At 67.9% G+C, this 25,773-nt stretch carries 26 protein-coding genes; 13 read left to right on the forward strand and 13 right to left on the reverse strand.

What is annotated here, in order from left to right; genetic code table 11:
* Positions 1 to 8: 8 nt before the first annotated feature.
* Entirely contained in the window at positions 9 to 551 is a 543-nt protein-coding gene (locus ACQPYH_RS00310; RefSeq protein WP_134106408.1) for a peptidylprolyl isomerase, read from the reverse strand.
* 376 nt (positions 552 to 927) lie between these two features.
* On the opposite strand from ACQPYH_RS00310, the gene ACQPYH_RS00315 reads away from it, so the two are divergent.
* The gene (locus ACQPYH_RS00315; protein ID WP_432884897.1) at positions 928 to 1,764 is read left to right on the forward strand and encodes a hypothetical protein; all 837 of its coding nucleotides are present in this window, start codon (positions 928 to 930) and stop codon (positions 1,762 to 1,764) included.
* 61 nt (positions 1,765 to 1,825) lie between these two features.
* Here the strand turns inward: ACQPYH_RS00315 and ACQPYH_RS00320 are convergent, their stop codons facing one another.
* Positions 1,826 to 2,137, reverse strand: coding sequence for a hypothetical protein (locus tag ACQPYH_RS00320; RefSeq protein ID WP_432884900.1), 312 nt, complete (start codon positions 2,135 to 2,137; stop codon positions 1,826 to 1,828).
* Between the two features lie 124 nt (positions 2,138 to 2,261).
* A complete protein-coding gene (locus ACQPYH_RS00325) occupies positions 2,262 to 2,735 on the reverse strand; it encodes a methylated-DNA--[protein]-cysteine S-methyltransferase (protein ID WP_432884902.1) in 474 nt (157 codons plus the stop codon).
* A 109-nt stretch (positions 2,736 to 2,844) separates the two neighbouring features.
* On the opposite strand from ACQPYH_RS00325, the gene ACQPYH_RS00330 reads away from it, so the two are divergent.
* The 3 genes from ACQPYH_RS00330 to ACQPYH_RS00340 all read left to right on the forward strand — a co-directional run bounded on the left by ACQPYH_RS00330 (position 2,845) and on the right by ACQPYH_RS00340 (position 6,646).
* Positions 2,845 to 3,570, forward strand: coding sequence for a DUF4328 domain-containing protein (locus ACQPYH_RS00330; protein WP_130445494.1), 726 nt, complete (start codon positions 2,845 to 2,847; stop codon positions 3,568 to 3,570).
* Positions 3,571 to 3,778: 208 nt separating this feature from the next.
* Positions 3,779 to 5,845 carry a DUF4328 domain-containing protein gene (locus ACQPYH_RS00335; RefSeq protein ID WP_432884905.1) on the forward strand — a complete coding sequence of 689 codons (2,067 nt, stop codon included), beginning with the start codon at positions 3,779 to 3,781 and terminating at the stop codon, positions 5,843 to 5,845.
* Between the two features lie 12 nt (positions 5,846 to 5,857).
* The gene (locus tag ACQPYH_RS00340; RefSeq protein ID WP_432884908.1) at positions 5,858 to 6,646 is read left to right on the forward strand and encodes a sugar phosphate isomerase/epimerase family protein; all 789 of its coding nucleotides are present in this window, start codon (positions 5,858 to 5,860) and stop codon (positions 6,644 to 6,646) included.
* On the opposite strand, the gene ACQPYH_RS00345 is transcribed toward ACQPYH_RS00340, so the two are convergent.
* On the reverse strand, positions 6,613 to 7,173 hold the full coding sequence (locus ACQPYH_RS00345) for a TetR family transcriptional regulator (RefSeq protein WP_432884910.1): 561 nt from the start codon (positions 7,171 to 7,173) through the stop codon (positions 6,613 to 6,615). The genes ACQPYH_RS00340 and ACQPYH_RS00345 overlap by 34 nt on opposite strands.
* 94 nt (positions 7,174 to 7,267) lie before the next feature.
* Between ACQPYH_RS00345 and ACQPYH_RS00350 the strand changes: the two genes are divergently transcribed.
* Positions 7,268 to 8,410, forward strand: a complete 1,143-nt coding sequence (locus ACQPYH_RS00350; RefSeq protein WP_432884912.1) for an FAD-dependent oxidoreductase — start codon at positions 7,268 to 7,270, stop codon at positions 8,408 to 8,410.
* On the opposite strand, the gene ACQPYH_RS00355 is transcribed toward ACQPYH_RS00350, so the two are convergent.
* Entirely contained in the window at positions 8,407 to 9,405 is a 999-nt protein-coding gene (locus tag ACQPYH_RS00355; protein ID WP_432884914.1) for a LacI family DNA-binding transcriptional regulator, read from the reverse strand. The genes ACQPYH_RS00350 and ACQPYH_RS00355 overlap by 4 nt on opposite strands.
* A gap of 120 nt (positions 9,406 to 9,525) precedes the next feature.
* On the opposite strand from ACQPYH_RS00355, the gene ACQPYH_RS00360 reads away from it, so the two are divergent.
* From ACQPYH_RS00360 to ACQPYH_RS00375, 4 genes are all read left to right on the forward strand, one after another.
* Positions 9,526 to 11,010 (forward strand): alpha-N-arabinofuranosidase, encoded by a 1,485-nt coding sequence (locus tag ACQPYH_RS00360; protein ID WP_432884916.1) that lies wholly within the window; start codon positions 9,526 to 9,528, stop codon positions 11,008 to 11,010.
* 12 nt (positions 11,011 to 11,022) lie between these two features.
* Positions 11,023 to 13,233 (forward strand): family 43 glycosylhydrolase, encoded by a 2,211-nt coding sequence (locus ACQPYH_RS00365; RefSeq protein ID WP_432884918.1) that lies wholly within the window; start codon positions 11,023 to 11,025, stop codon positions 13,231 to 13,233.
* 459 nt (positions 13,234 to 13,692) lie between these two features.
* Positions 13,693 to 14,580, forward strand: coding sequence for a glycoside hydrolase family 43 protein (locus ACQPYH_RS00370; protein ID WP_432884920.1), 888 nt, complete (start codon positions 13,693 to 13,695; stop codon positions 14,578 to 14,580).
* A 60-nt stretch (positions 14,581 to 14,640) separates the two neighbouring features.
* Positions 14,641 to 15,540, forward strand: a complete 900-nt coding sequence (locus ACQPYH_RS00375) for a hypothetical protein (RefSeq protein WP_432884923.1) — start codon at positions 14,641 to 14,643, stop codon at positions 15,538 to 15,540.
* On the opposite strand, the gene ACQPYH_RS00380 is transcribed toward ACQPYH_RS00375, so the two are convergent.
* Positions 15,527 to 16,894 (reverse strand): PLP-dependent aminotransferase family protein, encoded by a 1,368-nt coding sequence (locus tag ACQPYH_RS00380; protein WP_432884925.1) that lies wholly within the window; start codon positions 16,892 to 16,894, stop codon positions 15,527 to 15,529. The two genes, ACQPYH_RS00375 and ACQPYH_RS00380, sit on opposite strands and share 14 nt — an antisense overlap.
* A gap of 69 nt (positions 16,895 to 16,963) precedes the next feature.
* Between ACQPYH_RS00380 and ACQPYH_RS00385 the strand changes: the two genes are divergently transcribed.
* Positions 16,964 to 17,641 (forward strand): pyridoxamine 5'-phosphate oxidase family protein, encoded by a 678-nt coding sequence (locus ACQPYH_RS00385; protein WP_432884928.1) that lies wholly within the window; start codon positions 16,964 to 16,966, stop codon positions 17,639 to 17,641.
* On the opposite strand, the gene ACQPYH_RS00390 is transcribed toward ACQPYH_RS00385, so the two are convergent.
* The 5 genes from ACQPYH_RS00390 to ACQPYH_RS00410 form a co-directional block, all read right to left on the reverse strand.
* On the reverse strand, positions 17,638 to 18,423 hold the full coding sequence (locus ACQPYH_RS00390; protein ID WP_432884930.1) for an ABC transporter permease: 786 nt from the start codon (positions 18,421 to 18,423) through the stop codon (positions 17,638 to 17,640). The genes ACQPYH_RS00385 and ACQPYH_RS00390 overlap by 4 nt on opposite strands.
* The gene (locus ACQPYH_RS00395; protein ID WP_432884933.1) at positions 18,420 to 19,373 is read right to left on the reverse strand and encodes an ATP-binding cassette domain-containing protein; all 954 of its coding nucleotides are present in this window, start codon (positions 19,371 to 19,373) and stop codon (positions 18,420 to 18,422) included. The genes ACQPYH_RS00390 and ACQPYH_RS00395 overlap by 4 nt, the downstream gene beginning before the upstream one ends.
* A gap of 126 nt (positions 19,374 to 19,499) precedes the next feature.
* Complete coding sequence (locus tag ACQPYH_RS00400) at positions 19,500 to 20,024, reverse strand: EXLDI protein (RefSeq protein ID WP_432884936.1); 525 nt, start codon at positions 20,022 to 20,024, stop codon at positions 19,500 to 19,502.
* 58 nt (positions 20,025 to 20,082) lie between these two features.
* Positions 20,083 to 20,697: a hypothetical protein gene (locus ACQPYH_RS00405; RefSeq protein ID WP_432884939.1), complete on the reverse strand. Its 615-nt coding sequence runs from the start codon at positions 20,695 to 20,697 to the stop codon at positions 20,083 to 20,085.
* Positions 20,698 to 20,728: 31 nt separating this feature from the next.
* Positions 20,729 to 21,313 (reverse strand): PQ-loop domain-containing transporter, encoded by a 585-nt coding sequence (locus ACQPYH_RS00410; RefSeq protein WP_432884942.1) that lies wholly within the window; start codon positions 21,311 to 21,313, stop codon positions 20,729 to 20,731.
* 81 nt (positions 21,314 to 21,394) lie between these two features.
* Between ACQPYH_RS00410 and ACQPYH_RS00415 the strand changes: the two genes are divergently transcribed.
* Positions 21,395 to 21,841 (forward strand): Lrp/AsnC family transcriptional regulator, encoded by a 447-nt coding sequence (locus ACQPYH_RS00415; RefSeq protein WP_363881206.1) that lies wholly within the window; start codon positions 21,395 to 21,397, stop codon positions 21,839 to 21,841.
* A 160-nt stretch (positions 21,842 to 22,001) separates the two neighbouring features.
* On the opposite strand, the gene ACQPYH_RS00420 is transcribed toward ACQPYH_RS00415, so the two are convergent.
* Entirely contained in the window at positions 22,002 to 22,262 is a 261-nt protein-coding gene (locus tag ACQPYH_RS00420) for a cell division protein CrgA (protein ID WP_130445510.1), read from the reverse strand.
* Positions 22,263 to 22,363: 101 nt separating this feature from the next.
* Between ACQPYH_RS00420 and ACQPYH_RS00425 the strand changes: the two genes are divergently transcribed.
* Together ACQPYH_RS00425 and ACQPYH_RS00430 are read left to right on the forward strand one after the other, a co-directional pair.
* Positions 22,364 to 23,134, forward strand: a complete 771-nt coding sequence (locus ACQPYH_RS00425) for a DUF881 domain-containing protein (RefSeq protein ID WP_130445511.1) — start codon at positions 22,364 to 22,366, stop codon at positions 23,132 to 23,134.
* 17 nt (positions 23,135 to 23,151) lie between these two features.
* Positions 23,152 to 23,769 carry an aminodeoxychorismate/anthranilate synthase component II gene (locus ACQPYH_RS00430; protein ID WP_432884947.1) on the forward strand — a complete coding sequence of 206 codons (618 nt, stop codon included), beginning with the start codon at positions 23,152 to 23,154 and terminating at the stop codon, positions 23,767 to 23,769.
* A gap of 51 nt (positions 23,770 to 23,820) precedes the next feature.
* On the opposite strand, the gene pknB is transcribed toward ACQPYH_RS00430, so the two are convergent.
* Positions 23,821 to 25,659, reverse strand: a complete 1,839-nt coding sequence (pknB, locus tag ACQPYH_RS00435) for a Stk1 family PASTA domain-containing Ser/Thr kinase (RefSeq protein ID WP_432884950.1) — start codon at positions 25,657 to 25,659, stop codon at positions 23,821 to 23,823.
* Positions 25,660 to 25,773 lie beyond the last annotated feature (114 nt).

Below are 25,773 nucleotides of genomic sequence, written 5' to 3' on the forward strand. Positions count from 1 at the left end.
GAATTCAGTCAGGCGTTCTTGCGCTCGATGACGACCTTGTTGATGACGATCGGCTCGAGCGGCCGGTCGCCGGGCGCGGTGTCGGCGGTGGCGATCGCGTCGACGACCTTCTTCGACTCGTCGTCGGCGACCTCACCGAAGATCGTGTGCTTGCGGTTCAGATGCGGGGTCGGCACGACGGTCACGAAGAACTGTGAGCCGTTGGTGCCGTGGCCGTACTGGATGCCGGCGTTGGCCATCGCGAGCAGGTACGGACGGTCGAACTGGAGCTCCGGGTGGATCTCGTCGTCGAACTGGTACCCGGGCGTGCCGGTGCCGGTGCCGAGCGGGCAACCGCCCTGGATCATGAACCCGTCGATCACCCGGTGGAAGGTGAGACCGTCGTAGAACGGCTTGTTGGTGGGCTGACCGGTCTGCGGGTCGGTCCACTCCTTGCTGCCGTCGGCCAGGCCGACGAAGTTGCTCACCGTCGCCGGCGCGTGGTTCGGGAACAACCTGATGACGACGTCGCCCTTGTTCGTCTGCAGGGTTGCGTACAGCTCTTCGGCCACGGGAGTCACTCCTAGTCGGATAACGGCTTACGCCCTCGATCCTGTCATGCCGCTCCAAGAAAAACAGAAACAACCCGCCCCTCGCTCCGCTCGGGGCGGGGAGAGGTCGCAAGCCCCGCCCCGCGGGCGAGGCACAGGCGGTGGTGGGAGCCCGCCCCCGCGGGCGTGGTGTGGGTGGGTGGTGGGAAGGCGGTTTGTTGGGTGGGGGTTGTTGGTGGGGTGTGGGAAAGGTTGGGTGGGGCACAGGGTTATCGGCTCGTGACGTCGTACGATGCAGATGCAGCTGGATTTGTCCAGAGTTGTGACCGGAAAGAGCCCATGTCGCCGATGGGCGGGAGAGCTGTCCGCTGGGGCGGGCGGCACCGAGGAGGGAACCGTGGGTTTGAGGAAGTCCAAGGGCCGGGTCGAGGTCGCGAAGGACCGGGTCCGGCCACTCGCCGAGTCGGCGTCGGAGAAGCTCGGACCGGCCGTCGGCCAGGTCCGGGATCACCTCGGACCGGCTGTGGGCACCGCACGGGAGAAGGTGTCGCCGTACGCCGAGAAGGCCGTCGAGCGGGGCGCACACCTCGCCTCCCAGGCGGTTGAGAAGGCCGGTCCGGTGCTCGACGACGCCCTCGCCAAGGTCGGCCCAGCCACTGAGCACGCCGCCGAGAAGGCCCGCGTGCGGCTGAACGACGACCTACTGCCGAAGATGACCGCAGCGCTGGCGACCCTCGCAGCCGCCGCCGAGCCGGTCGTCGAGGAGACAGCTCGTCGCAGCAAGGCCACCAAGGCCGCGCTGAAGGGCGAGCTCGAAGTACCGAAGAAGAGCCACAAGCTCCGCAACCTGGTCCTGTTCCTGGGTTTCGGTGCACTCGCAGCAGCAGCGGTGAAGAAGCTGCTGACCCCGCCGGAGCCGGCCTGGCAGTCCACTCCGACCAGCGGCCGCGACTACAGCTCCGCCCCGGCCGGTGCGACGGCACGCCCGGCAGACACGTCGGCGTCGTCCAACGGCAAGACGGAGTCGAACGGCAAGACCGACGCGAAGCCGGAGGCCGCGAAGCCGGAAGCCCCGAAGGCCGAGACGAAGCCGGAGACCAAGCCGGCCGCCAAGGCGGACGAGGCCAAGGATGAGGCCACGGACGAGGTGAAGGCCGCGTCGAACGGCGCCGCGAAGAAGTCCACCACCAGGAAGGCGACGGGCTCGAGCGAGTCCAAGCCCACCGATTCCTGACTCCACCGCAACGGCGAAGGTCCCGCACCCGGCAGGGTGCGGGACCTTCGTCTTTCAACGCTCAGTTCGGCTGGGGCTCCGCGTCGGCCTTCGTGATCGTGTAGCGGCCGGCGGACAGGAGCTGGGTGGCGTACCGATGGGTGATGCACGGGTACGTACCGCCGCAGCTCAGGCAGACCGCGTCGTTGCGGTGCAGCCAGGGAACGACCTTGAAGCGCCTGATCCAGGTCATCGGCTCACGGTCCGGAGCGTGCATCTTGAGCGCCGCGCGAGCAGCGTTCTGGATCTCCGGGGCCGACCATTCCTCGGCGCTCTTGTCCATCAGGGCACTGAGGTCGGGGTGGAGGTGGTCAGTGGTGCGGTCTTTGTTCATTTATATGTCTTCCAAGGCAGGTGGGAGGGCGCGCCTGAATCACTCGCTTCAAACGTTAGTGCGTCAGCACTCCCACCGCGCCCCGATCGGCGCCCGGCGAGTGTCAGATCTTCGTCAGGTCTGCTCAGGTCCAGAGCGTCTCGAGCGTGATCCGCGCCTCGAGCTCGAGCAGGTGCCGCTTGGTCGGGATCCCGCCGCCGAAGCCGACCATCTTGCCGCCCGCGCCGACGACCCGGTGGCAGGGCACGACGATCGCGATCGGGTTCCGGTTGCAGGCGGTGCCGACGGCGCGGGCCGCGCCGATATCGCCGACGATCTTCGCGACGTCGCCGTATGTCTGCATCTCGCCGTACGGGATGCGGGTCAGCTGGGTCCAGACCGCGCGCTCGAAGTCGGAGCCGCCACGCACCGACAGTGGCAGCGTGAACTCCTGGAGCTCGCCGGCGAAGTACGCCTTCAGTTGCTCGGCGGCCTCGGTCAGCAGTGGGTCGGTCGTGACCGGACGGTCGGCCGCCCCGAAGTGCAGCCGGCACAAGCCGGTGTCGTCGACCGCAAGGGTCAGATCGCCGATGGGCGAATCGATCACGGACCAGCGCATGCCACCATCCTCCCGCCGCCCACCGACAGTTTCTGGCGGAAATACGCCACCGACCGATGACAACGTGATGTTCTCGCCCGGTCACGCGGTGTTGTGCTATGTGTGATCCATGCCGAGCCAGGCGTCACGAGTACCGCTGGACCGGTGGTTCAGTTCTGAGCGGCCGATGGGCGTCAGCGCGTCGATCCTGATCGGACTGGTCACGGTCACCGCGTGGGCGACCGCATGGTCGGACTGGTACTCGTACCGCACGCTCAAGACGTACGGCGCCGACCCGGACAAACTGGACGAGGCCGACCTGATCTCGGGCTCACTCGGCATCATCTCCGCGCTCGCGCTGTTCGCGGCCGCGGCAGTGTTCATCATCTGGCTCTGGCGGGTCCGGTGGAACGCGGAGATGTTCCACCGCGGCCAGCACCGTTTCACCCGCGGCTGGGTGCTCGGCTGCTGGCTCGTCCCGGTCGTCAACCTCTGGTACCCCAAGCAGGTCGTCGACGACATCGTCGCGGCCAGCGATCCGCGGACCGATCCGCACACCGAGGCGCTGAAGGAGATCCCTGGCACCCAGCTGGTCTGGGCCTGGTGGATCACCTGGGTGATCGGACTCGTCACCGGAAACATCGTGCAAAGAGGCGTACTCGCCGGCGCGTCGCAGCTCGGAGACCTGCGGACGAACGTCATACTGTCCTCCGTCTCAGCGCTGTTCACCACCGGCGCGGCCGTGCTCGCGGTGATCCTGATCCAGCGGATCGACGAACTGCAGAGCATGCGTCCATGGGTGCCGTGGTGGTCGGTCGGGACACCGCACAACGGGTTCCAACCGCCTGCGCGGTAAACCAAACCGTCACGCCCTGTCCGGTGCCTCGTTACCAATGGTGATGGGCGTACGAAAAGAACACGTTAAGTCGACACCCTCCGTGCTGGGGCCGACTCCCTTGGCGTACCTACTTCGTGGTATCAATGTGGCTCGGTCATGCGGGGGCAGGACCTGGCCGAAGCGCCGAACAGACGACGGAGTTCCAGCGACGCGAGGGACGCGAGACGTGAGCCACCCGCAGGCATTATTGACTGCTGTCGACGATCAGGAAGAGTGGCAGCCGCACGCGGCTGAGGAGTTCCAGCAGGTCGGGACGGTCGGGAAGATCGCCATCGGACTGCTCGGCGCGTCGACGATCACCCACCTGCTGTCGACCTGGTCGGACTGGAACACCTACTCCGTCGTCCACCGCTACCTCGGCGGGATGCCGAACGTCGACGACGCGGATCTGAACCGCGCCGACGCCATCGCCAAGGTCACCGCGATCCCGAACGTGGTCATCTCGGTCGCCGCCGCGGTCGTCTTCGTCATCTGGCTCTGGCGGGCCCGGGTCAACTCCGAGGTGTTCTGCCAGGCCGACCACCGCCGCAGCCACGGCTGGGTGCTGGCGAGCTGGTTCTGCCCCGGCCCGAACCTCTGGTATCCCAAGCAGATCGTCGACGACGTCTGGCTCGCCAGCGACCCGAAGACCCCTGTGTACGCGGACGACCTGCGCCGGTTCAGGACCCCCAGCCTCACCTCGGTGTGGTGGGTGGCCTGGATCGGCGCTCTTGCCTTCGACGTGGTGGTGCGCCGGTTCCTGATGTGGATGGAAGCGACCGTCGGCTCGCTGCGCGGCATCGCCCTCGCCGGTACTGCGTCCCTCGTGCTGACCGCTGTTTCCGCGGTCGCGGCGACGATGGTGATCCGCAAGATCAACCACATGCAGACCACCCGCTCGTGGGTGCCGTGGTGGGACCAGGCGCCGAAGCTCAGCGCGGTCCCGTCGTACGAGGTGACCCAGGTTCCGTCGTACGCGAACGACGACACCGACGAGCAGCCCGCGATCTCCGAGCCGATCGCCGCGTCGCCCTCGATGGGTCTGGTCCGCGAGCCGCAGCCGCAGCTCCAGATGGCCGGCGGTCCCCAGGCACCGGCAGGCAGCCCGTTCGCTCCGCAGGCCCCCGCGCCGAACCCCTTCGCCCCGACCGCGCCGGCACAGCCCGTGCCGCAGGGCTTCCCGGGCGACGGTGCCGCCGCACCGGCCGCGTTCGCCGGTGACCCGGTGGTCGAGGAGTCGCCGAAGTGGAGCCCGTTCGCTCCGGTCGTCGAGAACTGGCAGGACAACGACGCCGGTCCCGCGACCGAGCAGTTCAGCCCGGTCGAGTCCTGGCGGGACGAGAAGCCGGCCGCGGAGACGACGTACGAGCCGCAGACCTCCTGGAACGACTACCGCAGCTCCAACGACGCGCTGGGCACGACGAGCACGACGAGCAGCTGGCTCGACGAGGCCGCGCCGATGACCGTCAGCCAGCCGGATCCGTACGCGTACCAGGAGCCGCAGCAGCCTGAGCAGCAGTGGGCGGCGCGCTACTCCGAGCCGTACTCGTACGAGACCGACTACACGTCCTCCCAGGTGGAGGCGCAGACCGCACCCGAGCCTGAGCCCGCGCCAGTTGCGCGCGCCGGACGCCGGGCCGCTCGGGTCGCGGTCGACAGCCCGTCGGCGATCCAGCCGGCCGTCGAGAGCCACTCCGGCTACGGTGCGGAGTCCGAGCAGACCAGCTACTCGTCGTACTCCGACCACAGCGTCTACGGCCAGTCCGAGCACACGCAGCCGTCGTCGCACGTGTCGGCGTCCTCCGGGTACTACGAGCCGGCCCCGGCGCCGAGCCAGGGCTACCAGGAGCAGGACGACTACCTGACGCCGTCGAAGCCGCTGCCGCCGGTCCCGTCGTACGGTCCGGAGCCGACGTACTCGTCGAACAACGACGAGTACACGAGCTACGAGTCGACGTCGTACACCTCGGACTACTCGCCGTACAACTCGGAGTACAGCAGCAACAACTACAGCTCGAGCAACTACGAGTACGACGCCTACAGCAACAACACCGGGTCGGAGTACACGAGCACCGAGTCGTACGAGACCTACAGCCCGAACTACGCCACGGAGTCGTACGGGTCGCAGTACTCGCCGGAGCCGGAGCAGACCGAGTACCAGCAGCAGCCGTACTCGTACGAGGAGCAGCAGCCGACTGACCCCGAGCAGCCGACCGCCCCGCGGACCCAGCCACGCCGTGGCCGCTGGGTCTGATCAAATAGCTGTATGCGTCTAGGTTTCGCCACCCTCGGATGTCCCGGAGCTCCGCTCGACGATGTCCTGGCGCTTGCCCAGGGCAACAAATTCGTCGGTCTGGAACTGCGGGCCGCGCCGGACGAGTTCACCCACACCGGCCTGACCGCGGCCGAGCGGCGTGAGCTGCGGACCCGGATCGATGACGCCGGCCTGGAGATCTTCGCGGTCAGCAGCTACGTGAAGCTCTGCGCCGTCGAGGAGCAGCCCCTCGAAGCCCATCTCGAGCTGGCCGGAGACCTCGGCGCCCGCGGCGTTCGCGTCTTCCCCGGCGACGACGCAGCCGATGACAGCGGTACGGCGGAATCCCCCAGCGCCGGCGAGATCCGCGCGCTCGATCGCGTGACGACCGCTTCGCGGGACGTCCCGATCCTGCTGGAGACGCACGACTCGCACTCGACCGCCCGGCAGGTCGCCGCGCTCTGTGCGTTGCTCGACACCAACGTCCCCGGCCATAACGTGAAGGCGATCTGGGACAGCTCGCACACCTGGTCGCACGGTGAGACGCTGGCCGAATCGTTCGCGCTGTTGAAGCCGTGGGTCGACGTCGTGCAGTTCAAGCAGGCCGACTCACAGCAGGACTACCGTCCAGTGGCGATCGACGCCGGCGACTTCCCGATCCAGGAGTTGCTGCAGACGCTCGACGGGACCGACTACCCGCTCTCACTGGAGTGGGAGCTCAAGTGGCACCCGCAGCTGCCGTCGCTCGCGGAGACGCTGCCCGCCGTTCACACGTGGCTGGGCAACGGCGAGGTCAAGTAGCGCGTGATCGTCGGGCCGAGCCACGCGACCGCCTCGTCGGTGGACAGGCCGACGATCGGCTCGAACTCGAGGATGTAGCGGCACAGCGCGAAGCCGAGCGCCTGCGTCGCGATCAATCCCGCCCGCACGGCCGGCTGATCCAACGCGGCCCGCTCGAACGCCGGAGTGAGCTGCCCGATGAACACCTGCTGCATCCGCTCGGCAGCGGCCTGATTGGTGACCGCAGTACGCAGCAGCACCCGTAGCGTGTCGTCCTCCTCCCAGCGCTCCACCAGATGGCGGACGAGCACCTCCCCGGTCTGCTCGCGCGGTACGTCGCGCAGGTCCGGCAGCCGTACGTCGAACTCGGCTGCCGCCGCGAACAGCTTCTCCTTGCTGCCGTAGTACCGCATCACCATCGCCGGGTCGATCGCCGCGTCGGCCGCGATCGCCCGGATCGTGGCCCGCTCGTACCCGTCCGCGCCGAACCGCTCGCGCGCTGCCGCGAGGATCGACGCCCGGGTCCGGTCCGACTTCTTCTCCGCCATGCCCACAGCATATGCCAACACTTGTTGACTTTTTCTAGGAGTAGCCCTAACGTAAAAGTCAACAAGTGTTGATAAACGGTTGGAAGGAGCGACGATGACTCCGCGAAACGCAGAGGTCGTAGTGGTGGGTGCGGGTCCGGTCGGGCTCGCGGTGGCGGTCGGTCTCCGGCTGCACGGGCACGACGTGGTGGTGATCGACAAGCAGGCCGAGGGCACTAACACCTCCCGGGCGTGCGTGATCCATCCGCGGACGCTGGAGGTGCTGGAGCCGCTCGGGGTGACCAAGCAGCTCGTCGACCGCGGACTGGAGCTGGAGGACTTCTCGATCCGGGCCGGCGACCGCAAGCTGATCCCGGTCGGCTTCGAGGACCTGCCGACGGCGTACCCGTTCGTCACGATGATCCCGCAGCCCGTCACCGAGCAGGTCCTGCTCGACCGGCTCGAGGAGCTCGGCGGATCGGTCCTCCGCCCGTACGCCGCGACCGGGCTGCAGCAGACCCCCGACGGTGCCGACGTCACGCTCGACAACGGCGACGTCATCCACGCGCAGTACGTCGTGGCCGCCGACGGTATGCACAGCACGGTCCGCGAGCTGGCCGGCCTTCGGATGCCCGGCAACACGCTGGAGCTGTCGCTGAGCCTGGTCGACATCCGCGTCGAGAGCGGACTGCCGACCGACGAGGTCGGGCTGTACTTCGCGGCCGCCGGACTTCTGGTGGTCGCACCCCTGCCGGACGGTAGCTTCCGGCTGGTCGGCGAGGTCCACAACGCACCCGAGCACCCGGACCTGGCCTTCGCGCAGGACCTCGTGGACGACCGCGGCCCGCGGAAGTCGCACCCGAAGGTCACCGAGGTGGTCTGGGGCTCCCGCTTCCGGATCCACGAGCGAGTCGCGGACGAGTACCGATCCGGGCGTGTGCTGCTCGCCGGTGACGCCGCCCACACGCACAGCCCAGCCGGCGGTCAGGGCATGAACCTGGGCCTTCGCGACGCAGTGGTTCTGTCGGATGCGCTGTCGCAGGCGCTGGCGGGTGACGAGTCCGGTCTGGACGCCTACGCCACGGACAGCCGCGCGGAGGCCGTACGGGTGATCGCGCTGGCGCACCGCCTGACCAGGCTGGCCAACGTCCCGCGGCCGATCCGTCCGGTGCGCAACGCCGTACTGCGGTTCGCGGGCCGGCTCGGCAAGACCCAGGACGGTCTGGCCAAGCAGCTCGCCGGTTTCCCGGAGCGCTAACCGGCGGTCGATTCGCGGATCTGCAAGGTGTACGGGACGGTGAGGTCGCGGTGGGCCGCCTCACCGTTTCCGGCGATCCGGTCCAGGAGCAGGGCGACCGCGTTGTCGGCCAGCCACGCCTTGTCCGGCGAGATCGTGGACAGCGTCGGCGAGTGGTACCGGCCGTCCTCGATGTCGTCGAAACCGACCACGGCGACGTCATCCGGAACGCGCAGCCCGGCGTCGGCCAGCGTTCGCAGCGCGCCGAGCGCGAGCAGATCGTTGAAGCAGAAGATCGCATCAGGCGGCTCCGACAGCGCCAGCAGGTCGCGCATCGACGCGGCGCCGTCCTCCCGGTGGTACCCGGTCCCGGCGAGCTCGAGTGCGGGATCGTGTGGCAGGCCGGCCGCCTTGAGTGCCTTCCGGTACCCCTTACGCCGTACCGCGCCGGTGCTCGTCCCGCCGACGCCGATCGCTGCGATCCGCCGCCGGCCGATCGAGATGAGGTGCGTGGTGGCGTCGCACGACGCCTGGACCGAGTCGACCGCGACCCGGTCGAACTGGCCGCCGGCCGGACGCTCGCCGAGCAGGACCAGCGGCTTCCCGGCGTCGGCGACGGTCAGCTTGGCCGGCACGGTCGTGATCGGCGAGAAGATGATGCCGTCGATCAGCTGCCCGCGCATCCCGTCCAGGACCAGCTTCTCGGCTGCGGCCTCGCCCTCGGTCTGGTCGATCAGCACGGTGATCCCGCGGCGCTTCGCGGCCCGGCTGATCTCGGCGCCGAGCTCGGCGAAGTACGGCGAGGCCATCTCCGGGATGGCCAGCGCGATGAAGTCCGAGCGGCCTTTGCGCAGCGAGCGCGCGCTGACGTTCGGACGGTAGTCCAGGGCGGCGATCGCGGCCTCGACCTTGGCGCGAGTCCGCTCGGTGATGTGCGGGTAGTCGTTGATCACGTTCGACACGGTCTTGACCGAAACGCCGGCCCGCGCGGCCACATCACTCAGCCTGGTCGCCATCCCGAGAACCTCCAGTCACCGGCCTGTCGCCCGAGTCTGCCACCGGCGAACTCTTTACAGCGATTGTCAATCGTTGTAGACAACCACGTTAAACGTTGTAAACGACTCTGGGGAGGCCCTGTGGCTCGGCTCGTGGTTGACCCGGCGTTCGTGGTGGGTGACCTGGACCGGCGGGTGTTCGGTTCGTTCGTCGAGCACATGGGGCGCTGCGTTTACACCGGGATCTACGAGCCGGAGCATCCGCGGGCGGATGCGGACGGGTTCCGGGAGGACGTGCTGGAGCTGGTGCGCGAGCTCGGCGTGACCGCGATCCGCTACCCCGGCGGGAACTTCGTCTCGAACTACGACTGGGAGGACGGCGTCGGCCCGAAGGACCAGCGGCCGCGGCGGCTCGACCTGGCCTGGCGGGCGATCGAGCCGAACCAGTTCGGCACCGACGAGTTCATCGCGTGGTCGCGCAAGGCCGACGTACAGCCGATCTGGGCGGTGAACCTCGGTACCCGCGGGATTCGTGAGGCCGTCGACCTGCTCCAGTACTGCAACCTGCCGGCCGGGACCGCGCTCAGCGACCGCCGCGTCGCCAACGGCAGCCCGGAGCCGCACAACATCAAGATCTGGTGCCTGGGCAACGAGATGGACGGGCCGTGGCAGATCGGCCACAAGACCGCTTCCGAGTACGCGCGTTTGGCCGAGGAGACCGCCAATGCGATGCGTCGCGTCGAGCCGGACCTCGAGCTGGTCGCCTGCGGTTCGAGCAACGCCGGTATGCCGACGTTCGGCGAGTGGGAACGCGTCGTCCTCGAGCGCACGTACGACCTCGTCGACCACATCAGCCTGCACGCGTACTACGAACCGCGCGACGGCGACCAGGCGAGCTTCCTGGCCGCCGCCGAGGAGATGGACCGGATGATCTCGTCGGTCATCGCGACCGCCGACCACGTGAAGGCGCTCAAACGCAGCGACAAGGAACTGACGCTGTCGTTCGACGAGTGGAACGTCTGGTACCAGCAGCACTTCCCCGGCGAGCTCGGTCTCGGCATCCGCGAGGTCGGCCCGCTGATCGAGGACAGCTACACCGTCGACGCCGCGGTCGTGGTCGGCAGCCTGCTGATCACCCTGCTCCGGCACGCCGACCGGGTGAAGATTGCTTGCCTCGCGCAACTGGTCAACGTGATCGCCCCGATCCGCACCGAGCCCGGCGGTCGCGCCTGGCGGCAGACGATCTTCCACCCGTTCGCCCTGACCGCGCGGTACGCCGGTCCGACCGTGCTGCAAACCGCGATCACCGGCGGACCGGAGATCGATACTGCCGCCTTCGGCAAGGTCCCGGCGTTGTGGAGCACAGCGACGTACGACGAGAACACCGGGGAGACCGCGATCTTCGTGGTGAACCGGAGCGAGACCGACAAGATCGACCTCGAGATCCCGGTGACTGGACGCATAGTCGAGCACCTGGCTCTGTACGACGAGGACCGGTCCGCGGTGAACACCGCGGACCAGCCGGACCGGGTGACGCCCCGGACCGTGGATGGCACCGAGATCGTCGACGGTGTCTGCACCGCCACGTTGCCACCCGCTTCGTGGCATCTGATCCGTTTGAGCTGAAGGGACCGCCCTGTGCCTTCGAAACGACTACTCGCCACAGTACTTGCTGTCGTCGTAGTAGCGGCCGGTACGTCGGCCGCCACCGCGGCGCCGGTCGTGACCACCACCAACCCCGTCACATCCAGCTTCGCCGACTCCTTCGCCGACCCGTCGATCATCCAGGGCCGCGACGGCTACTGGTACGCGTACGCCACGTCTGACCCGCTCGTCGCGAACGGCCCGTTCGGCCTGATGCACATGGCCCGGACCAAGGACTTCAGCTCCTGGGAGTACCTCGGCACGGTCTTCAACGATCAGACCAAGCCGGCGTGGGCCGCGCCCGGCTCGTTCTTCTGGGCGCCGGACATTCGGTACTTCGGCGGCCGCTACGTCATGTACTTCACCGTCACCGACACGACCGCCAACGCCGGCGGCGATCCCGCGATCGGCGTGGCCACCGCGCCGACGCCGGCCGGACCGTGGACCTCGAGTGACGGCCCTGTCGTAGCGCCGCGACCCGACGGCAACGGCGGCTACCTCGGCACGATCGACCCGGCCGAACTGACCGCCGCCGACGGCAAGCGGTACCTGTACTACGGCGGCTTCAACGGCGGCATCTCCGTGACGGAGTTGAGCGCCGATGGCACGCACGCGGTCGGCACCCCGACCCAGGTCACGATCGGCGACCGCTACGAAGGCTCGTACGTCGTCTACCGCGACGGCTGGTACTACTTCATGGGCTCGTCGATGAACTGCTGCGCGGGCCCGACCACCGGGTACTCCGTCTTCGCCGGCCGGTCCCGCTCCCCGCGCGGCCCGTTCGTGGACGCCGACGGCGCGAAGCTCACCGACTCCCGCGTCGGCGGTACGACGGTGATCACGCAGAACGGCAACAAGTGGATCGGCCCCGGGCACCACGCGTTCATCACCGACGCGGCCGGGCAGGACCACATCGTGTACCACGCGATCGACCGCGGTACGCCGTGGCTGACCGACCCGTTCGGCATCAACCGCCGACCGATGCTGATCGACCAGATCGACTGGATCAACGGCTGGCCCCGCACTCGCGCCGGCCTCGGCCCATCCGAGGGCCCTGTCCCTGCGCCCACAACCGGCTCTGGGTTGGGCATCGACTCGACCAACCCTGCCGCCGGTCTCCTGGGCGCAACAGCCAACCCCGGCGATGCGGCCGGCGGTCCCACCGCCTCTATCAACGGCGTGGCTCGAACCCGCTCGTCGGCACCAAGTGGCTCGCTCCGTGTGGAGGCGGACGTCCGGCTCGGCTCGTCGTTCACCACAGTAGTGGGCAACACAGTGAGTGCGACTGTTGCCGACAATCGGCTGACGCTCGCAGTTGGCCGTCGTACAACCTCGGTCAACCTGCCGGCCGACTTCGACCGCACGCAGTGGAACAAGCTGTCGGTGCAGGTGAGCGGATCATCCGTGACGGCACGACTGAACGACGCGGGACTCGGAGATGTTTACGGGGAGGCGCAGCTCAGCGTGCCCGGGTTGAGGTTGGCGGCGGCTCCGGTGCGCTGGGCCGGGAGCGCTGAAGTGGACAACCTGACCGTCAGGCCGGTTGCCAAGCCGGTGACGAAGCTGGCCGCAGTACCGCGGACCGGGAAGCTGCTCGCCGGTGACGACTTCAACGGGGCGCTCGGCGCGGACTGGACCTGGGTGCGTCAGGACGACAAGGCAACTGTTGCCGACGGCAACCTGAGCTGGCCGCTGGAGAACGCCGACATGGTCGGCAGCGGGAACAACGCCGGCCTCCTCCTGCACGCGACACCGGCCGGGAAGAGCTGGATCGCGGAGACCAAGCTGCACCTGGACACCGGGATCGATGACGTCCGCAACTACCAGCAGGCCGGCATGATCGTCTACCTGAACGACGACGACTTCGCGCGCCTCGGCGACGTCGCGATCTGGAAGACCCGCCAGACGGAGTACGGGCGCGAGCTGGTGGCACGACCCTCCGACGGCGCCACGTCGTACGGCGCTGCCGCGATCGGCCGGACCGCGCCGACGATGTGGATGCGGATCGCGTACCACGAGAACGCCGCCGGCGAACACGTCTACCAGGCCGGCACCTCGATCGACGGCAAGAACTGGACCTGGGGCGCCTCCTGGGTCCTCCCAGCCGCCGCCCGCATCGGTCTCTACGCCCACGGCGAGTTCACCGGCGCAAACCCGCCGCCCGTCGCAACCTTCGACTACCTGAAGTTCTACGAGAGCAGGTAGAGAGCTCTTCAGAAGTCCTGCAGAGAAGGAAAACAAACGAAGAAGAGGTTATTCAGAAGCTCTGAAGAGAAGGTACAAGAAAGAAACGGAAAGACGAAAAGATAGAGTGGTGGTTGGCTGCACGGCTGGGTCCGGCGGTCCGGCGTCAGTCGGCAGGTGCTGTCCGGCCGTCGAGGCTGTTCGCGGTGGAGCGTTTGAGGGGTTTCCGCCGGGGGTGGTCGGTTCCAGATGCAGGCCAACCAACTGTCCGGCCGGCACCACGGCTTCCCGGCAACCCAACTGTCCGCGCCGTGGTCGGCTGGTTCGCCGAGTCGTGGAGAAGGGCCCCTGGCCGGTACGCCGAGTCGTGGACAGTGGCTGCAAAATATCGCCAGAACCCACGACGCGACGAACCCGCAACCGGATCCGGTTGATCTCTTCCTTGCAGGCTCACCTGGGACTTCTGATTGGACCTCATAGATGTTCACCAACCCGGTGTACGACGGTAGCTTTGCCGATCCGCAGGTTATTGCGGTGGGCAATGAGTACTTCGCCTTTGCGACGAACGGGCCGCTCGGCAATGTGCAGACGTTGACGTCGACGGACCTCGTGTCGTGGCAGCAGGTCGGCGATGCGCTGCCGTCGTTACCGGATTGGACCGCGCCCGGAAGGGTGTGGGCGCCCGAGGTTGCCGTGCACGCGGCGGACCGGTACGTCATGTACTACACGACGCGCGATCTCGCGTCCGGTCACCAGTGCCTCGGCATCGCGGTCGCGTCCACACCCCAAGGTCCATATGTCGACAAATCTCCACGACCGTTCATCAGTCAGGCCGACGAGGGCGGCTCGATCGACGCCTCGCCGTTCCAGGACTCGACCGGCCGCCGCTGGCTGTACTGGAAGAACGACGGCAACGCGATCGGCGTGGACACCTGGATCTACGTCTCCGAACTGTCCGACGACGGCCTCACGCTGACCGGTCCCGTGCACCGCATGATCAGGCAGGACCAGCCCTGGGAGGGCAACCTCGTCGAGGCCCCGTACATGGTCGAGCGCAACGGCAAGTTCCACCTCTTCTACTCCGCCAACGCCTTCGACAAACCGACGTACGCCGTCGGCCACGCCCTCTGCGACTCCCCCACCGGCCCATGCACCAAGTCCGGCAACCCCATCCTGTCGTCGAGCGCCGACGCCGCCGGTCCAGGCCACAACATGGTCCTAGGCAACTGGTTCGTCTACCACGCCTGGGACCCAACCCAGGTAGGCACCGACCCCAAGGGCCGCACAATGTGGCTCTCCCACCTGACGTGGGACGGCGACACCCCAGCCGTCCAACCCCCGCTCGCAGAGAACCCGCTCGATCCCTAACCTTTTCGGGCTCGGCTGCATCTGGATCTGTGGAAGGTCCGGATCTGGGGAGGGAACGTTATGCGGCGGACTATTGTCTCCAGCCTGGCGGGGGCGGTTGCGTTGACTGCGGCGGTGTTTGTGCCATCGGCACACGCCGCCGGGTCGACGGCGACCGGGGCATGCTCGCTCGCACCGGGGTCTGTGCTCGACAGTGGGGCACAGGACAACGGCGGGATCACGGTGGGCTATCCGGCGCGGAGCGTCGGCCTGCCCGGGCCCATCTTCGGCGTGTTTGCGCCGGGTGCGGTCCGATTCAGTACGACGTTCACGAGCGACGCGTCCAACCTGGGCGCGACGAACGAGGGCTGGGTGGTGCAAGGCGACTCGTTGTACTACCGCATCTACTCGATCGACACGATGAACGAGTTCGTCCCCGGCCTGCCGAACGCGACTCAGCGCATCGGCGGCGGCTGGTCGAGATTCACCGCGCTGGAGGTTTCCCAAACCACCGCGCGTACGACGGCGTACGGACTGCGCAACGACGGGACGCTGTTCCGCTGGACCGTCGCCGGTGGATGGAAGGCCACCGGTTCGGCGACCGGGTTCGCAGCGGTGAAGTCGATGGCGCTGATCAGCAAGACCGCGACGTACGACACGTTCCTCGCGAACACCCGCGGCGGAGCGCTCTACACCATCCACATCCCGACGGCAGGGTCGATGAAGCCGATCGTGAAAGCGGTCCGCACCAAAACCTGGCAGGGCTTCGACAAGCTGCTCGCGAGCAAGTGCGGCAACTACGGCACGCTGCTCGTCGGCATCGACAAGGACACCAAGACGGCCACCACGTACGCCGTTGGTCGAGCCAACGGTACTGCCACGGTGATCAGCCACGTCAGCTCGTCCGCAGGCAGCTACAAGGCACCGGTGTACTTCCGCTGGGGCAGCACTCCGGACATCGACCCGCTCAACGGCGAGTAAGGACCTCAGTCAGGATCGTCAGGGCTCGGTGCAGATCGGACGTCGCCGGCGTCGCGTAGCCGATCACCAGCCCTGGCGGTCCTGACACGCTGCGCCGGTACTCCGACAACGGCGCGACGACGACACCCGCTTCCCGAGCAGCGGCGGCGATCCGGAGGTCGTCGGCGTCGTCGGGCAGCACCAGCGTGACGTGCAGGCCGGCGTCCTGGCCGATCACCTGACCGTACGGCGAGAGCACTGCGACCGTGTGCGTACGGCGATCCGCGTACAGGCGGCGCCCGCGGCGTACGGCCTGGTCGAGGTAGCCGTCGCGGAGCATCGCGAGCAAGGCAGCCTGCATCGGCCAGCCGGGCCAGTCGCCGGAGTTGGCGCGGAACGTGGCGAGGCGGTCGACCATCTCCTCGGACGCGACCAGCCAACCGAGCCGGAGGGCGGGGCTGAGCGTCTTCGACAGCGTGCCAAGGTGGACGACGCGCTCCAGATCCAGTTGCGCGAGCGCGGGCAGCGGCGCGACGTCGTACCGGAACTCGCTGTCGTAGTCGTCCTCGATCAGCTGAGCGCCGGTGCGTCGCGCCCAGCGGATCAGTTCGTTGCGTCGGGCAACGGGTAGCCGGCCGCCGAGCGGGTACTGGTGCGATGGCGTGACATAGACCGCGGCCGCGTCGTCCGTCAGCGCGCCGACCTGCAGACCGTCCTCGTCGACCGGGACGTCGACGATCTCGAGGCGGTGATCGCGGGCGGCGACCACTGCGTTGAGATAGCCGGGATCCTCGATCGCGATCCGGTCGCCGGGCTGCCGGGTCACGGTGAGCAGCAGGCGTAGTCCATGCACGGTGCCGTTCGTGACGAGCACGTTCTCCGGTCCGCATGCGATTCCGCGGACCCGCCCGACGTGGTCCGCGAGCGCGGCACGCAGTGCGGGAAGTCCTGCCGCGTCGTCGTACCCGCGCGGCGGGGACTGCGCGGACACCTCACGCCAGGCGCGACGCCAGCCGGCGTCAGGCGTCGGGGCGATGTACGGGATGCCGGGGCGGAGCGTCGGCAGCTTGGTGTCGGGATTCGCGGGGTGCGGCGTGTGGCGTCGGACGGCGGGCTGCAGCGGGACGACGTCCGTGACGAACGTGCCGGCGCCCGTGCGTCCCTCGATCCAGCCCTCGGCGTGCAGCTGGTCGTACGCCGCCTGCGTCACGGACCGCGAGACGGACAGGTCCCGCGCGAGGTCGCGGGTCGACGGGAGCCGGTGGCCTGCCTGGAGCCGACCGTCCAGCACAGCGGCCCGGAACTGCTCCGCCAGCTGCAGATGCAGCGGGAGCCCCGCGGTGCGGTCGATGGTCAGCGGGAGCGAGCTCTCCACGAATGGACTACCTGATTCGAACGGGAATGGACCGTGCCAGCATGCCACTCCTGCCATCACTCTGATGACATGACCAGCCCGATGCAGCCGACCGCCCGGACTCAACTCCGCCGCTCGAAGGAGCGTGCCGCGGCCGATCGCGAGGCGTTGTACGACGTACTGCTCGACGGCATGTTCTGTCATCTGGGTGTCGTGGTCGACGGTGCTCCGCTCGTCCTGCCGACGGCGTACGGCGTCGACCTGGATCGCGGGCCGGACGGCACGCTGTACCTGCACGGCTCGGTCGCCGCGCGCAGCGTGGTCGCGGCGCCGGAGCAGACGATCTGCGTCACGATCACGCACACCGACGGGCTGGTGCTGGCGCGGTCCGCGTTCCACCACTCGGTGAACTACCGGTCCGCGGTCATCTTCGGCGTGCCGCGGCTGATCACCGACCCCGACGAGAAGCTGCACGGGCTCAACCGGATCGTCGACCACCTCGTCCCCGGCCGGTCGACCGCCGTACGGCCGCCGAACCGCAAGGAGCTGGCCAAGACCTCGGTGCTCGCGCTCTCGCTGACCGAAGCGTCGGTGAAGACCCGCAACGGGCCTGCCAACGACGACGAGCAGGACCTCGACCTGCCCTACTGGACAGGCGTGATCCCGCTCCACGTCGTCGCCGGCGAACCGGAGAACAACCCTGACTGCGACCTGTTGGTCCCCGCCCACGTCCGCACCCGCGCGAACCTGATGGGCGCTCCCTCCTAGGCCGCCGTCCCCTTGTTGTAGCTCTTCTGGGCCCAGAAGTAGCCGACGACCGCGATCGCCAGGCACCAGGCCAGGGCCAGCCAGCCGTCGCCGCTGTCCATCGGCGTACCCAGCAACAGGTGGCGCAGGGTGTTGATGATCGGGGTGAACGGCTGGTATTCGGCGAACCAGCGGATGCCGCTCGGCATCGCGTCCAGCGGGATGAAGGTGTTGCTCAGGAACGGCAGCAGCAGGGCGATCGGCAGTACGACGTTGCTCGCGCTCTCCGGCGTCTTGCTGGTCAGACCCAGGGCGATCGCGAACCAGGTCAGCCCGACGGTCACCGCGATCAGCAACCCGGCCGCCAGCAGCCAGTCACCGACCGACGCGTTCGGGCGGAAGCCGATCAGGACCGCGAAGCCGACGACCAGGCCCAGGCTCGCGATCGTCAGGATCACGTTGCCCAGCACGTGCCCGGTCAGCACGGCCGGCCGGAAGATCGCCATCGTGCGGAACCTGGCCACGATGCCTTCGGTCATGTCCATGCAGACCGCCACCGCGGGCGACATCGTCCCGGAGGCGATCGACATCAGCAGGATGCCGGGGGTGAGGAAGTTGATGTACTCGCCTCGGCTGCCGCCTCCGCCGAGACCGGCCGAGAAGGTGTCGCCGAAGATCAGGCCGAACAGCAGGATCATGATGACCGGCATCCCGAGGGCGCCGAGGGACAGACCCGGATACCGCTGGGCGTGCCGTAGGTTGCGGCGGAGCATGGTGCCGGTGTCTTGCAGTGCGTAACTCATTTCGCGGCAACTTTCTCGGTGGACTGATCAGTGGGCTGACCGGTGACGGCGAAGAAGACGTCATCCAGGTCGGGCGTGTGGACAGTGAGTTCGTCGACCTCGAGCGAGGCGTCGTCGATCCGGGCCAGCAGGTCGCGCAGCGCGTGCACGCTGCCGTCGTTCGGCACCTGCAGGACCAGCGATTCGTGATTCGGTACTGCGGTCGGCAGCACCTGGCCCGCCAGCGAGAACGCGTCCGGCGAGGTGAAGCGCAGCCGGATGTGTCCGCCCGGTGCGAGCCGCTTGAGCTCTTCCGCCGTACCTTGGGCGACCAGTTGTCCGTGGTCGAGGACCGCGATCCGGTCGGCCAGCTGGTCCGCCTCGTCGAGGTACTGCGTGGTGAGCAGGACCGTGACGCCGCCGGCGACCAGCTCGCGGATCATCGTCCACATGCTGTGCCGGCTGCGCGGGTCGAGGCCCGTGGTCGGCTCGTCCAGGAAGATGATCTGCGGGCGGCCGACCAGCGTCATGGCGAGATCGAGCCGGCGCTTCATGCCGCCGGAGTACGTCATCGCCAGCTTCTTGCCGGCCTCGACCAGGTCGAACTGCTCCAGCAGCTCGTCCGCCCGGCGCCGGGCCTCCTGCTTGCCGAGGTGGTACAGATCGGCCATCAGGATCAGGTTCTCCCGGCCGGTCATCAGGCCGTCGACCGCGGAGAACTGGCCGGTGACCCCGATCGAGGCGCGGACCGCCTCGGGGTCGCGGTGCAGGTCGTGGCCGGCCACCCGGATCTCGCCGGCGTCGGCGGTCACCAGTGTGGACAGGATCTGTACCGCGGTGGTCTTGCCGGCGCCGTTCGGGCCGAGCAGGGCAAAGATGGTGCCTTCGGCAACGTTCAGGTCGATGCCGTCGAGCACGAGTTTCTCGCCGTAGGACTTGCGCAGTCCGATGACGTCGATCGCAGCTGACATGAGTCTTCCTCGCAGGTTTTCGGGCAGGGTGAACCTGCCCCCAGGTGGCCAAGGGGTTGTTTCAGGCGTGTTCGACCGCCCCGCGACCTAGCTCAGGTCGCCGGTGCCGATCAGTTGTGGTGGGAACTAGATGTCGAGGTCCTCCACCGCCGGTTGGTTGGCGGCTTCCTCGACCAGTTCGTAGAGGTCTTCGGGGATCAGCTCGCGGAGCTGCTCGACCGAGTCGACGATGTTCAGCGTGGCCTCGCCCTGCGCCATGCTCCAGGACTGGTCGCTGCTCCAGTTGCCGATCCAGGACCGCCAGCCGGACAGGTAGCGCTCGTCGTCGCCGCTGACGGTGAACTGGCTGCGGCGATCGGCGTGCAGGACGAACTTGCCGGTCCGGCTCCGGTAGACCTTGAAGGCCTCGTACCCGGTGGTGCTCGACCGCCCGCCCTCGGCCAGCAGTACGCCGGAGAACCGCTGCTTGCGGCCGGCGCCCCGGCCCACCCGCACGGTGATCTCGTCGTACCCCTCGAGCCGTCCCTCTTCCATCTCGACGTACTTCCGCAGCGCGATCGAGATCGCCGACGACAGATTCCCGGCGAGCTCCTGCGCCTTCTTGTACAACGGCAGGTCGTCGTCGGACACATAGATCGTCTTGTTTGGCATCGCTCTCCTCCTACGTAGAACTATACGCAGAAGGTTTCACCCATGTCTACATATATCTCTACGTAGATGCAGGCGAGTACACCCAGGGCGCGGTCAGGTCGAAGAACTCCGGCGGCTCGGCGTCAAGCGCGTCCAGCTCGTCGACTGTCGCTTTCAGCTCCTGCGGCGGTTCCTTGCGCTCGCCTTCGCGGGCTTCGGCCTCGGAGGTGAAGTAGAACGTCGTGGTGAAGGCACCGTCGTCGTACAACGAGAACACGCTGCCGATGACGTCCGGCCGGAAATCGGCCCACTTCGCCGGATCCCCAGACATCAGAGTCCGGATCCGATCCGGATCCGTAACGCGACCGCGGATGATCTGCACGAACCCGGCCGTATCCGGATCGCCGACCATGCCGACGGTCACGTCCTCGGTGTCGTGGAAGGCGGCGTCGCCGCTGAACAGCGACGAGAACTCGTGCCACCACTTGTCCTGCCCCGGCGACTCGCTGTTGCGCCGCGCGGAGTCAGCGGACTCGAAGCGAGCTTGCGCGATGAACCTTCCGTCCGCGGTGACGCCGGCGGTGGTCCCCAGCCAGCCGGGTGCCTCGGGCGCGAGTTCTTCCATCCACCGATCCATCGCGGCGTGTGCCTGCTCGGCGTCGGTGACCTGCCCCTGAATGACCTGTACGAACATGGTGCGACCCTCCCCGGTCTCCCCCAGGTCGCTACCGCTGATTCGACAGTACGCCCGCCTGTTGTACGCGGGCGAGCATGAGGATGCCGGCCAGGACGCCGGTTGCGCCGAGGGTGATCAGGCGGGGGTCGGTTTTCCACAGGCCGAAGATCAGCCAGCAGGACAGTTCGCCACAGACGAGGGTCCAGGTGCCCTTCGAGATGCCGGTTGGATGAGTGGTGCGGTACGCCGTCCACAGCGACGGGGTCACCTGGACGATCGAGGCGGCGGCGAGGAGGGTGCCTAGGCCGACCCGGCCGCCGAGTGCGGCGGCGAGGGCGAGGAGGCCGGCCCAGGCGGCGATCCAGCGGATGGCGCGGCGGTTGAGGGCGCCGCGGCGTACGAGCATCACCGAGACGGTGCCGGCCAGGGTGCTTGCGGCGGTCGACGGGAGGCTCGCGGTCCAGTAGCCGGAGGCCATGAAGTAGCAGAACCAGGCGGCGTTGTTGATGCTCGTCAGCGTCGCCCAGGACCAGGAGACTCCGGCCGTGTCCCCGGTCCGGCGGAGTTTGAGGATCTGCGGAAGGTACTGCGGAATGCCGAAGCAGGCAGCTGCGATGGGCAGAAGGTCGAGCATGGCGCAAGATTACGGCTGAATCGGCGAAGTTATCGTGCGAATTCATGCTCAACCGCAGCGTCCGGAGATAGGATCTTTGCTGTGGATGCGATTGATCGCAAGATCCTTGCGGTGCTACAGGCCGAGGGCCGGCTGACGGTGACCGAACTGGCTCAGCGGATCGGGCTGAGCGCGGCCCCGTGCCATCGCCGGCTGCGGGAGCTCGAGCGCGGCGGCGTGATCTCCGGCTACCGCGCCGTCGTCGATCCGGGCGCGGTCGGGCACGGGTTCGAGGTGCTGCTCGCGGTCACGATGGACCGGGAGGAGTCGGTGGCCGGGTTCGAGGCGGGGCTCGAACAGATCCCGGAGGTGGTGCACGCGGAGCGGCTGTTCGGCGAGCCGGACTACTTCGTCCGGGTGGCCACAGCCGATATCGCGACGTTCCAGCGGCTGCGCGACGAGCGGCTGGCGCGGCTGCCGGGTGTCCAGCGGATGACCTCGACGATCGTGATGAAGAAGGTCGTGGACAACCGGCCGCTGCCAACGTGAACAGTGTGGAAACTCATCCACTCAAACCTGATTTATCCACAGATTTGAGCCATTTCGGGGCGGTTTTCGTGGAGAAGTAACGGTCAGCTTGGGGATAACTCGCCCGAATCGGTGTGCACAACTGGGGATACGGGTGTGGATAACTCTCCGATGACCGGGGTCAGACCCACTGTGTGGAGACCACGAACCCGACCGCGATCAGGCCCATGCCGATCAGCAGGTTCCAGTTGCCGAGGTCCTTCATCACCGGGATGTCCTGGCCGGCCACGTAGAAGACGACCAACCAGGCGAGACCGAGCAGCCAGCAGAACAGCATCAGCGGCGCGACCCACACGCGGCTGGTGGTACGCGGCCTCTTCGGGGTCTTCTCGACCTTGACCTTCTCGGTCTTCTTCTTGTTGCGACTGCTCGACTCGGGCACGACTGAACTCCTTGTAAGGACGGACGCATAAGCTGACCGCTACGACCTGTGCGGGTCCGGTCCGGGTTAGCGTAGTGCAGACAGCAATGTGGAGATCACTGGTGCGTAGGTTGAGGCGGATTTCGCTGTGGCGCGTGGGTGCGCCGCTGGCGCTGCTGTGCGCCGGTCTGCTGTTCGCGACCAGTGCCACCAACGCCCGTGGCACGGACCTGCGGCCCAGTCGCAACACTACGCTCGCGGGCCTGGTGGAGGAACAGAGCCGCCGCAGCGCGAGCCTGGTCCGGCAGCACGCGGCACTGACCCACGACATCGAAGCGCTGCAGGCGCAGCAGGGATCGATCGACCCGAAGCTGGCCAAGCAGTTCGAGGACCTGTCCGAGCAGGTCGGCACCCGCCCGGTCGTCGGCCCGGGGCTGACCGTCACCCTCCGGGACGCGCCGCCCGAGGTGGTCAAGGAGAACCCGGACGTCGACGAGAACTGGCTGGTCATCCACCAGCAGGACATCCAGGCCGTGGTGAACGCGCTGTGGGCCGGCGGCGCCGAGGCGATGACGATCCAGAACCAGCGCGTCATCTCCACAACCGGGGTCAAGTGCGTCGGCAACTCCGTCGTACTGCACGGCGTTCCGTACCTCCCGCCGTACACGATCAGCGCGATCGGCGACCGGCGGAAACTGCAGAAGGCGCTCGACGACTCGCAGTACATCGAGAACCTGCAGGACTACGTGGTGAAGTTCCAGCTCGGGTACGACGTGAAGAACGAGTCGTCGATCTCGATGCCGGCCTACGAAGGCACCCTGGACCTCCAGAGCGCGACCGTGCCCGGTTATCCACAGACCCCATCGGCCAGCCCATCGGTCACCGGCCGGTAGCTGTCACAATGGTCCGCATGCCGCGGATCCTTGTCGTCGACAACTACGACTCCTTCGTCTACAACCTGGTGCAGTACCTGCAGCAACTGCAGGCCGACACCACGGTGCTGCGCAACGACGAAGTCACTCCCGACCAGGCCGGTGAGTTCGACGGCGTCCTGCTGTCCCCCGGTCCCGGTACGCCGGAAGAAGCCGGCGCCTGCGTCGACATCGTCAAGGAGAAGGGCGGCGAGGTCCCGATCTTCGGGGTCTGCCTCGGTCTCCAGGCGATCGGCGTCGCGTACGGCGGTGTCGTCGGCCGGGCGGACGAGCTGCTGCACGGGAAGACCAGCCAGGTGTTCCACGAGGGCGCCGGCGTACTGTCCGGACTCCCGTCGCCGTTCACCGCGACCCGGTACCACTCGCTCGCGATCGCGCAGGACACCGTGCCGGACGAGCTGCAGGTGACCGCCCGCACCGAGGCCGGCGTGATCATGGCCGCGCGGCACCGCGACCTCCCGGTGGAAGGCGTGCAGTTCCACCCGGAGTCGGTGCTGACCGAGGGCGGTCACCGGATGCTCGCCAACTGGCTCGCGATCTGCGGCGACCAGGACGCGGTCGCGCGCTCCGTCGGCCTGGCCCCGATCGTCAGCTAGAGCTCGAAAACGACGGAACCCCCGGAGCAGTCGCTCCGGGGTTCCGTCGTCTCATCCGCCGATCGTGATGCCCGGCGTGGTCGGTGTGCTGGGCGTGTCCGTCGGCTGGCTCGGCGGCGGGGAGGTCGTCTCCTGCTGCTTGTTGACGGTCAGCGTGATCAGCGAGCCCTTCGGCGCCTTGCTGTTCGCCTTCAGCGACTGCTGCAGCACCTGGCCGTCGGCCGCGTTCGGGTCGTTGCCGAACACGTACCCGACCCGGAAGCCGGCCTGCTCCAGCGTCAGCTTCGCGTCGTCGTACGACTGGGTGACGACGTTCGGTACGTCGACCTGGGTCTTGCCGCTCGACACGGTCAGGGTGAACTCCTGACCCGACGGGTACTGCCCGTTCGGGTCCGGGCTGACCGCGAGCACGGTGCCCTTCTTCTCGTCGCTGTCCTGCTCGACGACCTTGTCCTTGACCTTGAAGTTCGCGGAGGTGCCTTCGAGCGCCTTGCGGGCGGCGGACTCCGACTTGCCGATCACGTCCGGCACCGGGAACGCACTCCGCCCGGACGAGAACACGACGGTGACCGTCGAACCCTGCTCGGCCTCGGTCCCGCCCAGGGGCGTCTGCCGGATCGCGGAGCCGCGGCCCACCGTGTCGCTGGTCTCCGACGGTCCCTGCGCGAACCTCAGACCCTTGTCGGTCAGCAACGCGGTCGCGTCGGCGACCGATTTGCCGCTGACGTCCGGCACGGCGACCTTCGCCACCGGGGTGTTCGTCGCGCCACCGCCTGCGTTGTTGTCCTTGCCCATGTTGGTGAACAGCGCGTACGCCCCGACGGCGACCGCGACGATCGCCAGACCGAGCAGGAAGTACGCCAGGCCGCGGTTGCGCCGCGACCGCCCGTCGTCCTCCTCTTCCAGGTCGTCGCCGCCCGGCGGGAGGATGTCGTTCCCCGCGGTCTGGCGGTAGGCCTGGGTGGCAGCAGCCGCCGCGACCGCGGTCGGCGCCATCGCGCGGGTCTCGGCGACCGCGGCCATCGGCGCGGTCACCTGCTGGCCGGCCAGCACCCGATGGATGTCGGCCCGCATCTCGGCGGCGCTCTGGTACCGCTCTTCGCGGTTCTTCGCCAGCGCCTTCAGTACGACGGCGTCGACCTCCGGCGGGATGTCCGGGTCGAACGACGACGGCGGGAGCGGCTGTTCCCGGACGTGCTGGTAGGCCACCGACACCGGCGACTCACCGACGAACGGCGGACGCCCGGTGAGCAGTTCGTACAGCAGACAGCCGGTCGAGTACAGGTCGGAGCGGGCGTCGACGGTCTCGCCGCGGGCCTGCTCCGGGGACAGGTACTGCGCGGTGCCGATCACGGCCGCGGTCTGGGTCATCGTGGAGGACGTGTCGGCGACCGCACGGGCGATACCGAAGTCCATCACCTTGACCTGACCCTGCGGGGTCAGCATCACGTTCCCGGGCTTGATGTCGCGGTGCACGATGCCGGCCCGGTGGCTGTAGTCCAGCGCCTCGAGCACACCGGAGGTGATCTCCAGGGCGCGCTCAGGCATGATCTTCCGGCCTTCGCGGATCAGGTCCCGCAGCGTCTTGCCGGTGACGAGCTCCATCACGATGTACGGGATCGTGACGCCGGAGCCGTTCGGATCGGGCTCCTCGCCGGTGTCGTACACCGACACGATGGTCGGGTGGTTGAGCGAGGCGGCCGACTGGGCCTCCCGGCGGAATCTGGCCTGGAAGGTGGCGTCACTGGCCAGATCGACCCGCAGCCGCTTGATGGCGACCGACCGGCCGAGCCGGTTGTCCACACCCCTGCGGACCTCGGCCATGCCGCCGCGGCCGAGCGGTTCGCCTTCTTCGTATCGGCCGCCGACGAGACGTGCCTGCGATGTCATGACCTCAGCCTTCCAACCTGTCTGTGAGACACAAAAACACACTCAACTTGCCCACGGTAGCGGCCGCCACACGTGGTTCCCCGTTGGAAAGACGCGCCGTGACGGCATCATTCC

This window comes from Kribbella sp. CA-245084 (assembly GCF_050942355.1).
Lineage (GTDB): Bacteria > Actinomycetota > Actinomycetes > Propionibacteriales > Kribbellaceae > Kribbella.